The 14,554-nt window shown below is 43.6% G+C and carries 13 protein-coding genes; all 13 read left to right on the top strand.

Features of this window, described 5'->3' with window-relative positions; all coding sequences use genetic code 11:
- The first annotated feature begins 91 nt into the window (after positions 1-91).
- The 13 genes from AC0NJP_RS14150 to AC0NJP_RS14090 all read left to right on the top strand — a co-directional run bounded on the left by AC0NJP_RS14150 (position 92) and on the right by AC0NJP_RS14090 (position 14,548).
- The gene (locus AC0NJP_RS14150; RefSeq protein WP_474700227.1) at positions 92-475 is read left to right on the top strand and encodes a winged helix-turn-helix transcriptional regulator; all 384 of its coding nucleotides are present in this window, start codon (positions 92-94) and stop codon (positions 473-475) included.
- An 87-nt stretch (positions 476-562) separates the two neighbouring features.
- Positions 563-2,110 carry a DcuS/MalK family sensor histidine kinase gene (gene dcuS / locus AC0NJP_RS14145; protein WP_474700226.1) on the top strand — a complete coding sequence of 516 codons (1,548 nt, stop codon included), beginning with the start codon at positions 563-565 and terminating at the stop codon, positions 2,108-2,110.
- A complete protein-coding gene (locus AC0NJP_RS14140; protein ID WP_474040786.1) occupies positions 2,110-2,787 on the top strand; it encodes a response regulator in 678 nt (225 codons plus the stop codon). Before dcuS ends, AC0NJP_RS14140 begins: the two co-directional genes overlap by 1 nt.
- A gap of 72 nt (positions 2,788-2,859) precedes the next feature.
- Positions 2,860-4,152 carry a 2-hydroxycarboxylate transporter family protein gene (locus AC0NJP_RS14135; RefSeq protein ID WP_474040785.1) on the top strand — a complete coding sequence of 431 codons (1,293 nt, stop codon included), beginning with the start codon at positions 2,860-2,862 and terminating at the stop codon, positions 4,150-4,152.
- A gap of 10 nt (positions 4,153-4,162) precedes the next feature.
- Positions 4,163-4,435 carry a citrate lyase acyl carrier protein gene (gene citD / locus AC0NJP_RS14130; RefSeq protein ID WP_474700225.1) on the top strand — a complete coding sequence of 91 codons (273 nt, stop codon included), beginning with the start codon at positions 4,163-4,165 and terminating at the stop codon, positions 4,433-4,435.
- A gap of 5 nt (positions 4,436-4,440) precedes the next feature.
- Positions 4,441-5,304: an HpcH/HpaI aldolase/citrate lyase family protein gene (locus tag AC0NJP_RS14125; protein WP_474040783.1), complete on the top strand. Its 864-nt coding sequence runs from the start codon at positions 4,441-4,443 to the stop codon at positions 5,302-5,304.
- A gap of 10 nt (positions 5,305-5,314) precedes the next feature.
- Positions 5,315-6,853, top strand: coding sequence for a citrate lyase subunit alpha (gene citF, locus AC0NJP_RS14120; protein ID WP_474700224.1), 1,539 nt, complete (start codon positions 5,315-5,317; stop codon positions 6,851-6,853).
- A 222-nt stretch (positions 6,854-7,075) separates the two neighbouring features.
- Positions 7,076-8,188 (top strand): o-succinylbenzoate synthase, encoded by a 1,113-nt coding sequence (gene menC, locus AC0NJP_RS14115; RefSeq protein ID WP_474700223.1) that lies wholly within the window; start codon positions 7,076-7,078, stop codon positions 8,186-8,188.
- A gap of 207 nt (positions 8,189-8,395) precedes the next feature.
- A complete protein-coding gene (locus tag AC0NJP_RS14110; RefSeq protein ID WP_474700222.1) occupies positions 8,396-10,159 on the top strand; it encodes a sigma-54 interaction domain-containing protein in 1,764 nt (587 codons plus the stop codon).
- 161 nt (positions 10,160-10,320) lie between these two features.
- On the top strand, positions 10,321-11,580 hold the full coding sequence (locus AC0NJP_RS14105) for a CaiB/BaiF CoA transferase family protein (protein WP_474700221.1): 1,260 nt from the start codon (positions 10,321-10,323) through the stop codon (positions 11,578-11,580).
- Between the two features lie 123 nt (positions 11,581-11,703).
- The gene (locus AC0NJP_RS14100; RefSeq protein ID WP_474040779.1) at positions 11,704-12,840 is read left to right on the top strand and encodes an acyl-CoA dehydrogenase; all 1,137 of its coding nucleotides are present in this window, start codon (positions 11,704-11,706) and stop codon (positions 12,838-12,840) included.
- A 165-nt stretch (positions 12,841-13,005) separates the two neighbouring features.
- Positions 13,006-13,785 (top strand): amino acid ABC transporter substrate-binding protein, encoded by a 780-nt coding sequence (locus AC0NJP_RS14095; RefSeq protein WP_474040778.1) that lies wholly within the window; start codon positions 13,006-13,008, stop codon positions 13,783-13,785.
- 109 nt (positions 13,786-13,894) lie between these two features.
- On the top strand, positions 13,895-14,548 hold the full coding sequence (locus AC0NJP_RS14090) for an amino acid ABC transporter permease (RefSeq protein WP_474700220.1): 654 nt from the start codon (positions 13,895-13,897) through the stop codon (positions 14,546-14,548).
- Positions 14,549-14,554 lie beyond the last annotated feature (6 nt).

Below are 14,554 nucleotides of genomic sequence, written 5' to 3'. Positions count from 1 at the left end.
TTATAGTAAGGGAGAAAAAAAGTTTTCACAAGAACGCACTTTATTGTCATATAGTGACTAAAATGTCACTATAAAAAGCGAGGGGCTTTATATGATGACTGAAAAAAGCCGCCATGAAGAATGTTTCATGCGCGATAAATGCGCCAAATATGATGAGTGTCCTATGATCATTGTGCAGAATATGCTAGCAGGAAAATGGAAAATTCTCATTTTATGGTATTTAGGCTATAGCACCTTGCGGTTTAGCGATTTACAGCGAAAATTACCGCAAGTTACACAAAAAGTGCTGGCAAGGCAGCTAAAAAGCTTAGAGCAGGATCATTTGATTCATCGAAAAGTATATCCTGTTGTTCCGCCAAAAGTAGAATATAGCCTGACGGAAGAAGGCGAGAAGTTTCTTTCGATTCTTTCCATGATGCATCGCTTTGGCGCGGAGCATCTTGAAGAATTTCAACCGCAGGAAATCCAATCGTAAGAAGCTCTCATTGTCCCCCTAAAGGGGCGGTAAGAGCTTTTTTGGACTTAAATTTCACTGTACTTCTACCTGTATAAGGAGCTTATCATGCGATTAACCACAAAAATTATTCTGCTAGTTTCATTTGTTGTAGCGATTTCTTTAGTTGTGACTGCTGTTGGCATGTCCAATTATATAGAAGGGACAATTAAAGAAAATCTCGGGAACAGTAGTATGAACGTGGCTCGTTCGGTTGCGAACAATCAAGCAATTATCGAAGCGATGGAGCTAGGCGATCGGCAAAGTGTTCAGGAAATGGCAGAACGGATTCGTACGACAACTGGATCGACATATATTGTTATTTTCGATACGCAGGGCTTTCGGTTTTCTCATCCTGTGGCAGAATTAGTTGGCCAACCCATTCAAGGCGGTGATGAAGGTATGGCCTTGCAGGGGCAGGAATATTTTTCTCATAGTGTTGGTACTTTTGGCGAATCTTTGCGGGCGTTTACGCCCATTCATAGCCAAAATGGGCAGATTATTGGCGGAGTCGTTGTTGGTGTCTTGATGGAAAATTTGCAAGCGGCAGTTTGGCAAAGTCGTAAATTTGTTTTTGCAGTAATGATTTTTGGCCTGTTGATTGGGGCGATCGGTTCCTATTTTTTAGCACGCAATATTAAACAAGGCTTATTTGGCCTTGAGCCAGAGCAGATTGCCAAAATACTAGAAGAACGGAATGCTGTTTTACAAGGGATTAAGGAAGGCGTTATTGCCATTAATCGCGAGGGTTTGATTACCCTAGTTAATGAAGCTAGCCTGCAGCTATTAGGCGCAGGCGATTATTTAGGAAAACCAGTAGAAGAGCTTGTACCAAATACACGGCTTAATGAGGTCATTAAGACAGGGTGTCCTGAATATAACCAAGTACAAGATTTACAGGGCAAGCGAATTGTTACAAATCGGATTCCAATTCTTGTTCGCGGGCAAGTGGTTGGCGCTGTTGCTACATTTCGCGATATAACAGAAATGAAAGAACTGGCTGATGAATTGACGGGAATTCGCACCTATACGGAAGCTTTACGGGCGCAGGCTCATGAATTTATGAATAAACTTCATGTGGTTTGGGGGTTGGTAAAACTAGAATGTTATAGCGAAGCGACTGATTATATTCGCTCGATCGTATCACATGCCGAAACAGAAGCGGAATTTGTTATATCTCGCATTAAAAATCCTGCTGTTGCTGGACTACTCATTGCTAAGTTTTCCACGATGCGCGAGGCGGGAACAAGTCTTTGCATTGATCCAGAATCTACGCTAGCGGAGAAAACTTGCTTAGTGAACGCTGAGTTAATTACCATATTAGGAAACTTGCTTGATAACGCCATTGAAGCGGTACGGTTTCAGGATAAGCGGGAAGTTCATTTGTTTTTGCAAGGTGATGAGACTGAATTTATGCTAGAAATCTGCGATTCGGGCCAGGGAATTGAAGCTGATGTTTCTCAGCGGATTTTTGATTGGGGTTTTTCTACAAAGGGGGGACAACGCGGCGTGGGCCTCTTTTTAGTTGATGAGATTGTAAAAAAGTATAATGGCGTTTTAGAATTTGCCAATACGGATTTTGGCTGTGTTTTTACAGTCCACTTGGGAGGTAAATAATGTCTGATATTCATGTATTGATTGTAGAAGATGATCCCATGGTGGCAGAGTTAAACCGTCGGTATCTGATGAAGTTGCGAGGAATTTTATCAATTACTTTGGCGGCATCTGTTAAAGAAGCGTTGCAAGTTCTTCAGTGTAAAAAGATTGATTTAATTTTGCTTGATATTTATATGCCTGATACCAATGGATTGCAATTTTTATCGATATTACGGAAAAATAATGCGAAGACTGATGTGATTGTAGTTACCGCTTCCCGTGACTCCCTGCATATTCAAGAAGCGCTGCGGTTAGGGGCGGTTGACTATTTAGTGAAGCCTTTTGAGTATACTCGTGTTTGTGAAGCAATTGAAACATACCAAAGCCGACGGCGGATTATCAAAACTGAAGAGCTGGATCAAAAAGCGATTGATCGCTATCTTTTGCATCGTCCGACCGAACCGGAAATGCCCAAAGGACTAGATAAAGTTACTTTAGAGCATGTACGAGAACTGGTGGGGCAGCTGACAGAGCCTTTTACGGCCGAGGAAGCAGGCGCCTTATTGGGCGTTTCTCGTATTACTGCTCGTCGCTATTTGGAGTATCTCGTAAGTAGAGACGAAGTACAAAAAGACTTTTCTTATGGCAGTGTCGGACGGCCTGTCTGCAAATATGCAGCTGTGAACAATATGAACTAAATTATATTCGAAATTTCCAAAATAGACAGAAAAAGGCCGCCTCCGTTTATGATAAAAACGGAGGTGATTTTTATGTCCGAAAAGGACGTAAATGTATTTACAAAATATAAAGTGGGGCCAATGCCGCTGCCAATCTACCTGGTGGTCGTAGCGATTATTTTTGCCGGGGCTCATTATGGTAAATTGCCTGCCGATATGATTGGCGGGATTGCCGTCATGGTTGTTATGGGAATGCTCCTTGGCGATATTGGGTTAAAAGTTCCAATTTTGCGCGATATTGGCGGACCGGCTATTCTATCCGTGTTTGTTCCTAGTATTATGGTTTTTTATAAACTGCTTGATCCGGCCTCATTAAAAGCAATTACAGCATTTATGAAAGGTTCTAACTTTTTGTATTTCTATATTTCTTGCTTAGTTACAGGCAGTATTCTTGGGATGCTTCGCGTTGTTTTGATTCAAGGTTTTTTGAAGATGTTTGTACCGCTGTTGGTGGGAACCATTTGTGCATCTCTTGTTGGGGTTGCCGTTGGCACGATTACGGGTCTTGGCGCCTATAAGGCCTTGTTTTTTGTTATTATTCCTGTATTTGCTGGCGGTGTCGGTGAAGGTGTGTTGCCGCTGTCCGTGGGATATGCTGAGATACTTAATGTGTCTAATACACAGCTGATTCCGCAGCTTATGCCTGCGGCAATGCTTGGTAACCTTTGTGCAATTATTCTGGCGGGATTATTAAAGCGTTTAAGCCAAAAACGACCGGAATTCTCCGGCGAAGGAATGCTTGTTAAAACAGGAAATGATGAGTTTTTGCGTAAGGCTCAGTCCGAAGAAAAGCCTGTTGACTTTGCTTTAATGGGAGCAGGACTGCTTTTAGCAACTACCTTCTTTGTGTTTGGCGGATTAGTAAATAAGTTTATTGATATTCCTGGGCCGATTGTTATGATTTTCTCGGCTGCTATTATTAAAGCGATTGGTATTATGCCTGCTTCGATGGAGCAAGGCGCCTATCATTTGTATCGGTTTGTAGCTTCCTCGCTAACCTGGGCGCTTTTAGTGGGCGTTGGTGTACTTTACACGCCGTGGCAAGATGTTGTGGCTGCTGTTTCGCCAGCTTATGTGATTACGATTGTGGCAACTGTGATTACGATGGTATCTTCTGGATTTTTCGTTGGCAAAATGATGAATATGTACCCAATTGAAACTGCGATTGTAACAGCCTGCCATAGCGGTCTGGGAGGAACTGGCGACGTAGCGATTCTTTCCAGTGCCAATCGGATGTCGCTTATGCCTTTTGCCCAAGTATCGACGCGGTTAGGCGGCGGTTGTACCGTAATTGGCGCGTGTGTTCTTTTGAAAATGATTCAGTAGGAGGATCGTTATGAATTTATTGAGAACTGCCCAGGCGGGCACGTTGGAATCAAGTGATGTCATGGTTCAAATTCAGCCTGAGTCACCTAATAGTGGTACTATTATCGAAATTCAAAGTATCGTGCAGGCCCAATATGGCGATCAAATCGAAGCGACCGTGAAAAAGTTTTTACAGCAGGCAAAAGTAACTGACCTTAGGGTGTTTATTCAAGATCGTGGCGCGCTGGACTATGTGCTAGAGAGCCGCTTGCAGACAGCGCTGTTTCGCGCTTCAAAGGAGTGAAGAATATGTTGAGACGCACGTTGCTGTTTATTCCGGGGAGTAACCCTAATATGTTGCAAAATGCCGGGATTCTAGGCAGTGATACGGTGATTTTAGATTTAGAAGATGCTGTAGCGCCTACGGAAAAAGATGCTGCTCGGTTTTTAACAGCCAATGCATTAAAAAGAGTCAAATTCGGCCATACGGAAGTCGTTGTTCGCATTAATCCTTTGGAAACGTACGCTAAAGAGGATCTTCCTGTAATTGTCCCGGCTGCACCTGACGCGATTTTATTGCCTAAAGTGCAGGAAGCTCGCGATATTGAGTTAGTGAGCCAAGAACTTTCTCGCTTGGAGCAAGAGCATCAACTGAACAAAGAAATTTCTCTCTTTGCCTTGATTGAAACACCACTAGGCCTTAGCAATGCTCTTGCTATTGCCAAGGCAAATTCTCGGGTAAAGGCGTTAGCTCTGGGCGCAGAAGATTTTACAGCGGGAATTAATGCAACACGGACCAAAGCAGGCGCTGAAATTGCCTATGCCCGTGCGGCACTTGTGACGGCTGCCTATGCTGCTGGCGTACAGGCGATTGATACTCCCTTTACAGATGTAAATGATGAACCAGGTTTAATTGCTGATACTATGTTAGCTAAGCAAATGGGATTTACGGCGAAACTGGCAATTAATCCACGGCAGGTTGCGGCAATCCAAGCAGTATTTACGCCTTCGCAGCAAGAAATTATTTGGGCGCAGCGAGTCGTCGAAGCTTTAGAGGCGGGAAAAGCCCGCGGTCTAGGTGCTGTATCGCTAGATAATAAAATGATCGATTTGCCAATTATGCTACGGGCAACACGATTACTTGATATTGCCAAGTCAGCTAGGCTTATTTGAGGAGGTTTCTATGAAAACAGTAGATGGCAGAGAGTTGCCTGACTATATCGAAGGTTGGGGTCCTGTTACAGCTTTTCAAGGGGTCAAATGGAATCAGACGCTGCAAGGTGCAACGCGGCGACTCGTCAGTTTTTCGCCAAAACAGCAGAAACTTGTGGAATCAGCCGAGGCTTTATTGCAAAAATTGCAGGCAAAAGATGGTATGACTTTTTCCTTCCATCATCATTTTCGCAATGGCGATTATGTAGTGAATACCATAATGGCTGCCGCTCAAAAAATGGGTCTTAAAAATTTAAAGATTGCCCTTAGTAGTATTTTTCCCTGTCATGAACCACTTGTGGCGCTAATAAAAGACGGTACAATTACAGCAATTGATACAAATTATATGAATGGGCCTGTAGCGGAAGCGGTAAGCCGCGGCTACTTGTCGACGCCTGTAATTATGCGGAGCCATGGCGGTCGTCCGCGGGCGATTGAAGAAGGTAGTCTAAAAATCGATATTGCCTTTATTGCCGCACCCCTAGTGGATCGGTTTGGTAATATTTCCGGCAAAGATGGACTAGCGGCATGTGGTTCGCTCGGATATGCCATGGTTGACGCTGAATATGCTGATACTGTTGTTGCTGTAACCGATCATTTGGCAGAAATGCCGTTAGCGGATTTTTCTATTCCCATGACGCAGGTTGATTATATTTTAGTTCTTCAGGAAATTGGCAATCCTAGCGGCATTGTTTCTGGTACGACCAAGATTACGCGCGATCCCGTAGGATTGCGGATCGCTGCTTTGGCTGCTGATGCGATTGAGGCGGCTGGGGTGTTGCAACCGGGTTTTTCTTTTCAAACTGGCGCCGGCGGCGCTTCGCTTGCTGTAGCACATTATTTGCGGCAAAAGATGGAGCGATTGTCGCTGCGAGGCAGTTTTATTATGGGCGGAATTACAGGCTATTTAGTGGATCTTTTGGACGCTGGACTGTTCGAACGAATTTACGATGTACAATGTTTTGACCAACGGGCGATTGACTCTTTAAAAGTAAATCCTCACCATAGAGAGATTAGCGCGAGCTATTATGCGAATCCCCATACTAAGGGCTGCGTGGTCAATCAACTAGATTGTGTCGTATTAGGGGCCACAGAAATTGATGTTCATTTTAACGTGAATGTGACAACCGGATCGAATGGCATGATTATGGGGGGCTCTGGCGGTCATAGTGACGCGGCAGCTGGGGCTGGCTTGACCGTTATTGTAGCTAATTTACTGCGCAGTCGGCTACCGATTGTACGTGATCAAATTATGACGGTTACGACGCCGGGAGAAACGGTTGATTTACTTGTGACGGAACAAGGTATTGCTGTAAATCCTCGTAGACCAGAGATTAAAGCCGCTTTATTGGAAAAAGGGCTGCCCGTTTATTCCATTGAAGAGCTTAAAGACTTGGCCGAAGAAATTGCCGGTACGCCAAAAAAAATTGCTACAAGTGATGAAGTAGTAGCTCTGGTAGAGTATCGTGATGGAACAATCATTGATGTGGTCCGCAAAGTAATCGGCTAGGTGTTAACGTATTACATCAAGTGTCGGATTGTTTCAATTTATAATGGGTGAAAAATCCAGAAGACTCAAAGGAGTTTTCTGGATTTTTTATTTTTGTCGGGTTTGAGACAAAATAGAGTCTATTTTAAGTCGAATTTTTTAATCATATAATAAAATTGTAAAAAGTAACATAAAAATGGATCGAGCTTTATTAAATTTCATTTAAGGGAGAGGCTGCATGTTATGATTATTGACCGTATTGATATAATTCGCGTAAAAGTTCCCTTTATTCATCCCTTTGAAACGAGCTTTACCCGCTTTGAAGAAAGAGATGCGTTGCTCATCAAGATCTACTCAGAAGATCTCATCGGCTATGGGGAATGTAAGGCTTTTTATGGCCCCTTGTATAATCCGGAAGATAACGGAACTTGTTTTCACATCATCAAAAATATGATTGCGCCAGTGATTTTACATAAAGACATTGTGGATCCAGCCGATTTTATGGCTAAGGTCTCTTTTATTGTGGGAAATCGTTTAGCGAAAGCAGCCGTCGAAAATGCGCTTTGGGAAATTTACGCGCAGCGTGAAGGAAAGTCGTTAAAAACGCTACTTGGCGGTACGCAGACAGAAGTCAAGGTCGGCGTTAGTCTCGGCATTGAGGCGACAACAACGGAACTGTTGAAAAAGATTGAAAAATATCTTGCCGAAGGCTATCATCGGACCAAGATCAAGATTAAGCCAGGCAAGGATATTGACGTACTTAAAGAGGTGCGCCGCCACTATCCTGATATTACCCTTACTGTGGACGCGAACTCTGATTATACCCTAGATGATATAGAGCTGTTTAAAGCTATGGATGAATTTAATTTGCAGTATATTGAACAACCCTTAGGGGAAGATGACATTGTCGATCATGCTGTCTTGCAAAAAGCGATTCAAACGCCAATTTGCCTTGATGAGAGTATTGTTTCGGTCGAAACGGCCCGCAAAGCGATTCAACTAGGCAGTTGCAAAATCATTAATATTAAATCAAGCCGTTGCGGCGGACTCCATGAATCGATTAAGATTCATGATTTGTGCCAGCAGCATAATATTCCAATTTGGGTGGGCGGTATGACGGAACTCGGGATTGGCCGCGTTCAAAATATTTCTTTTGCCAGTCTGCCAAACTTTGCTTTCCTCGCCCATGATATTGCCGCAAGCAATCGGTATTTTGCTGATGATATTACAACGCCTATTGTAGATATTACGTCGCGCTGTACTTTGATTGTGCCTGATGAAACGAACGATATTCGCTATGCAGTGAATGAAACAGCCATTGAGAAATTTATGATTAGTCGTGAAGTAATCCGATAAATTTTCTTGAATAGTTACACGATACGATTGCCTTCTATGTTTGTAAATTCATTATGATTTGCGATAGAAGGCAGTCGTTTTTAGAAAAAAGACCGAAAATTCCATTAATATTTACAGGCTTTTTTGGAATAGCCGCAGAATAATTGCAAATAAGGATGAAATATTAAGGCTCGAACGGTTGGGTGCTATAAGGCGGGAGGTGTGTTTGTGAACAGTTCTTGTATGCTGAATCCACTTGATTTTACAGCTTTTGCTGTCATTCAACTAGATGAAAAATATGATATTCGTGGGTTTAATGACAAAGCGCAGTTTTATTTTAAAAATTTAACTTTGGATTGTAAGATTATGATGTTATTGCCATGGTTTCGGCGTGAATGGCTTACCGGAAAAACAAGCGACAGGGTTGTGAAGACATCGCCGAGTGGGAAGCTACTTATGAGCATTATTCGTTCGAAGGACGATCTTTGTTTTTATTTGCTATTTAAAAGTACTGATGAGTATCGCAATCTGATGCATTTGTGGTGTGAGGTAGAAGATTCCTTGATTCGGCTGCAGCCTTTCATTGATAATTCCCATGATGGGATTCTTATTACGAATGGCGAAGGAACTGTGCGGGCGCTAAATAAAGCTTTTTGTCTTGTTTCCGGGCTCGATAAAGAAGACCTTCTCGGGAAAAGCGTCTATGAACTGGCGAAAAATAAACAAATTCCCTATTGTTCCATGATGCGGGTACTAGAATATGGCAACAGCGAAAGCTCTTTTGTTACGTTTCCCCAAGGAAAAGAAACGATGGTATCAAGTACCCCGCTGAAGAATCGGCAGGGAGAAATTATTCGTGTTCTATCAAATGTTCGCGATATTACGGAACTGGAAACACTTCACGAAAAATTACGATCCGCTCAGGCGGCGGCGAAACATTATCAAAAGGAATTAAACGCCAAAATTAGTGAGGAAACGAAGTCGAATTTTTTGGACTATCATAGCAGTCAGATGCAAACGCTTTATGAACTTGTGGAAAAAGTGGCTGATACAGATCTGCCTCTGTTAATTACGGGTGAATCAGGTGTGGGAAAAACAGAGCTAGCTAAGCATATTCATGCCTTTAGTGAACGCAATGGAACAGGAACTTTCGTACATATTAATTGCAGTGCCATACCGGAGAATTTGCTGGAATCTGAGCTTTTCGGTTATGAGGCTGGTGCGTTTACTGGCGCTCATAAATCGCATATTGGCCTTTTTGAAATTGCTCATCGCGGTACGATTTTGCTTGATGAAATCGGCGATATGTCGATTGCCTTGCAGGCGAAAATGTTGAATGTTCTTCAGGAAAAGAGTTTTTATCGTGTCGGCGGCTCAAAGCCTGTCCAGGTGGATGTTCGCATCATTGCGGCTACAAACAAGAATATGGAGGATTTAATTTTACAGGGATTGTTTCGCCGCGATCTCTATTTCCGTCTAAACGTGATTCCCATTATGATTCCGCCCTTAAGAGAAAGAAAAGAGGATATTGGCTCATTAGTAGTTCATTATTTGGCAATTATGAATCGACGCCATAAAAAACATAAAACGTTGTCGCGTGATGCGATAGATGTGCTGCTTGCTTACGATTGGCCGGGAAATATCCGCGAAATTATGAATGTAATAGAGCGCCTTGTGGTGCTCATAAATGACGATTCAATTGAACCGCGCCATTTGCCGCTTGAAATGGTGGCAAACTTATGTGATTCTCTCTGTGGTGACAGCTATGATATGGGGACAGGAGCTAAAGCAACCGGACACATTTTTTGGCAGCCGGGAGTCTTATTAAAAGAAGCTGTGACCTCAGTCGAAACTGATATTATCGAAGCGGCAATTGTTCAATATCCATCAATTAAGGAAGCGGCTAAACAGCTAGGAATTGATGAGTCAACTTTAACGCGGAAACGACGGCGCGGGAAAAGTTTGCAGCTAGTAGCTTCCATGCGGAAATAACGGAAACATGCAAAAATGCCGGTGTTATTCCGGCATTTTTGCATGTGCAGTTGGCAGGAAATCATAGAAATGCAGTAAAATCAATATAAAAGTAAGGGCTATTTTTTGGCATGGTTTATGCTTGTTAAATATAGTAAATTCACGTACAGGAGGTTTAACAAATGAGTAAACGCGAGTACATTGTTCCTGAGTTTGGCGCTTTTGCCGGTATGCGCATTATTTCTTCTGGTTCACTGGTGGCTATGCCTCATGCCGCCAATCTGTTAGCTGATTTTGGTGCAGAAGTAATTCACATTGAACGCCCGAATGTAGGCGATACCTGGCGTTTTATGCCGCCTTTCGCTAATTATGAAGGCCGTCAAGTCAGTACCAGTTGGGCTCAGGATGCCCGGAACAGACTGAGTATGACGGTGGAACTTAACTTGAATATTCCTGAAGTGAAAGAAATGTTTCTTGGCTTGATTAAAGAAGCTGACGTGTTTATGGAGAATATGGTTTGGCTTGATAAGTATGGAATTAACGATGAAGAGCTGCTAAGTGTGAATCCCGCTTTGATTATCGTTCATGTAAGCGGTTTTGGTCGACCTCAATTTGGCGGTTTGCCGGAAGTGTGCGATCGTGCTTCTTACGATATGATGGGACAGGCTTATAGCGGCTTTATGCATTTAAACGGGGATGCTGAGCCGTCGGTGCCCGCGTTGAGCAAACCGTGGCTAAATGACTATATTTCCGGTCTGCATTGCGTTTTTGGTTTGCTTGCTGCCTATGTAAATCGCTTGAAAACTGGCAAGGGACAAGTTGTCGATGTCGCCCAGTTTGAGGCGCAGGCTCGTATTATGGCGGATACTTTTGTCTCCTATACAGAAGCGGATATTGTGCGGACTCGCACTGGCTCTAAGTCAGCAGCTTTTCAGCCTTATGGTCTGTTCTTAGATAAAAATCATGATTATGTGGCGATCGGCGCTTTCGGCGCTGGGGTATATAAGCGTTTCATTCAAGCTCTTGGCGTAGATCCGCAGGAATATAAATATGAAGAATGTGCGGCCACGCCAGAGGCGTTAGCATCACCCAAGGGAAAAGCTCTTGATGCTTACCTGACGGAATGGGTGGCAGCAAGGACGGCCCCGGAAGTTGTAGAGCAGATGGCTAAATACAAGGTTCCTTGCAGCAAAGTAAATACAGCGAAAGACGTTGTGGATGATCCCCATTGGTTAGATCGAGGCGATTTTATTAACTATAAAGATCAGACGTTGCAAAAAGACATTAAAGCATTAGGTATTATACCGAAGCTGAGCGAAACACCTGGTAAAGTGTGGCGGGGTGCGCCTTCGTTGGGACAAGATACGGAAACCGTTTTAACAAAAATCCTCCATTATACGCCGGAACAGATTCAGGCGTTGAAAGAAAAAGGCTATATATAATAGGCGTGGCTGTAGTGAGGGACAGCGAACGGATGATCAGTGTAGCGGCAATATAGTTACGAAATGGCATAGATGCAGAGGTGTGTAGTAGCAGAGCGGCATGTTAAAATAGGAGGCGAAAATATGGATTTCATGCTTACAGAAGAGCACAAATTATTACAGAGTACTGTACGGGAGTTCACGTTAGCGGAAGTGGCGCCTTTGGCGGAAGAACTCGATCGCGATGGCCGTTTTCCCAGTGAAACCATGGATAAATTGGCGAAACTCGAGATGACGGGGATTCCTTATGACAGCGCCTATGGCGGCAGCGGCGCCGACTATGTAAGTTATGCGTTAACCATCGAGGAAATCTCCCGTGAATGTGCCTCGACGGCAGTGATTTTAGCGGTACATACTCTAGCAGCTTCCCCTATTGTGCTGTTTGGCACAGAAGCGCAAAAACAAAAGTTTTTACCGCTTCTGACCGAGTATCAAACGTTGGGCGCCTTTGCTTTGACCGAAGCTGGCGCAGGGACTGATGCCGGGGCTGTGACGACGACGGCCGAACTGGACGGCGACTTCTATGTTCTTAATGGTGCTAAGACATTCATCACAAATGGTGATAAAGCTGGACTTGTCATTGTTATGGCGAAAACCGGGCCTGGCGCCGGAACGAAAGGAATTAGCGCCTTCATTGTGGAAAAAGCCGTATCGCCCTTTGCTGTAGGTAAGCATGAGGACAAAATGGGAATTCGCGGTTCCCATACGACGGAACTATTATTTCAGAATTGCCGCGTGCCCAAAGAAAACTTGTTAGGAAAAATCGGCGAAGGCTTTAAAATTGCTATGGCAACACTCGATGGCGGACGGATTGCCATTGGCGCGCAGGCGCTAGGCATTGCCCAGGGGTGTCTTGATGAATCGATTCGTTATGCTAAAGAACGCCAGCAATTCGGCCGTCCTTTAGCGGCTAATCAGGCGATTCAGTGGATGATTGCCGATATGGGCAAAGATGTTATGGCAGCGAGATTGCTTGTTTATCAGGCGGCGGCGTTAAAAGACAGCGGGAAGCCATTTTCGCAAGAAGCAGCCGTGGCGAAACTGTTTGCTTCCGAAACGGCCGTAAAATGCGCTGCGAAAGCTGTGCAGATTCAAGGCGGCTATGGCTATGTAAAAGGTAACAAAGTGGAGCGCTTTTACCGTGATGCTAAAATTACGGAAATCTATGAAGGAACCTCAGAGGTTCAGAAAATGGTTATTGCCGGGACGCTGTTGCGCTGAGTCATTTAAAAAGTGCAAAAAAATGAGTATTTGTGAGCTAACCAGAGGAAACCCAGGAAAAAAGTCTCCTGTTACTGCAATTTATCACTTTCTTATTTTAGCGAGTTAAAGTAAAATAAGATCAACGCTTAGAAAGTAAAGATAATAGCAGGGTGGGGATTTTAGATGAAAAAAGTAGTTGCACTGGTACTCACGGTTATGATGGCAGGCCTGCTCATCGCTGGTTGCGGCGGTGCGCCAGCCAAAGCGCCTCTAAAGAAAATTGTAATTGGTTTGGATGATAGTTTTCCGCCAATGGGCTTCAAGGACGAAAAGAATAATATCGTTGGTTTCGATGTGGATATGGCGAAAGAAGCGGCAAAACGTCTCGGAATTGAAGTTGAATTTAAGCCGATTGACTGGAGCAGTAAAGAAGCGGAACTTAACGGCAAACGCATTGACGCTCTTTGGAACGGTATGAATATTACCGAAGAAAGAAAGAAGAATATGTTATTTAGCGATCCATATATGGATAGCAAACAGCTGATCTTTGTTATGGCAGGTTCTCCAATCAAAAGTGCGGCTGATTTAGCCGGAAAAGTTGTTGGCGTACAGCAGTCCAGCATCGGTGAAGAAGCTGTTACGAAAGACCAGAAACTGAAAAGCTCTTTAAAAGACTTCAAAACCTATTCTGATTGTATCGCTGCTTTCATGGACCTCAAAACAGGTCGTCTTGATGCAGTAGTAACTGATGAAATCCTTGGCAGATATTATATGTCGAAAGAACCCGGCAAATATATCGCGATTGAACAGCCGCTCGGAGAAATTGGAACTTATGGCGTTGGCTTTAGAAAAGAAGATCAAGAATTGCGCGATAAAGTTCAGGCTGTACTCAATGAAATGAAGAAAGACGGTACGTCGGCAACAATCTCGAAAAAATGGTTCGGCGCTGATATCGTAAAATAAGTACAGTGTATGGCAAGCACGTTGAGGCTGATGGTATAATACCATTAGCCTCTTGTTTGCCTTTTAAACTCATTCAAAATTCCCCGATTTTCCACAAAGGAGACGAAAAATGGAATCACTTATTGCCATGATTAAACCCATGATGGAAGGCGCCGGCCTGACACTGCAAATGTTTTTTATCACTTTAGTGCTATCAATTCCTTTGGGATTGCTGGTAGCGCTTGCCCGTATTTCAAAATATCGGCCGCTTAGCTTTCTTGTAGAAATTTATATTTGGCTTATGCGCGGTACGCCGCTCATGCTGCAGCTCCTCTTTGTCTACTATGCTTTGCCGCTGATTCCTTATGTAGGGATTCGCCTACCTGATTTTCCGGCGGCGCTTGTTGCCTTTGTTTTTAATTACGCGGCTTACTTTGCGGAAATTTTCCGCGCTGGTATTCAGTCAATTGATCGTGGGCAATACGAAGCAAGTAAGGCCCTTGGTATGAATTATGTACAAACAATGAGACGAATTGTTCTGCCCCAGATGATTCAGCGGGTATTGCCGCCGGTAAGTAATGAAACGATTACGCTGGTAAAAGATACTTCACTCATTTATATCTTAGCCATGAATGATTTGCTGCGCACGGCAAGAGCCATTGTCCAACGCGATTTTGATATGACGCCCTTTTTTGTTGCGGCTGTGTTCTATTTAGCAATGACTTTAGTTCTTACGTGGATCTTTAAAAAATTAGAACAGCGTTACGCTGCTTACGATGAATAGAGGTGT

This window comes from Pelorhabdus sp. sgz311002 (genome assembly GCF_056134285.1).
This window is presented reverse-complemented; position numbering and strand designations above follow the sequence as displayed.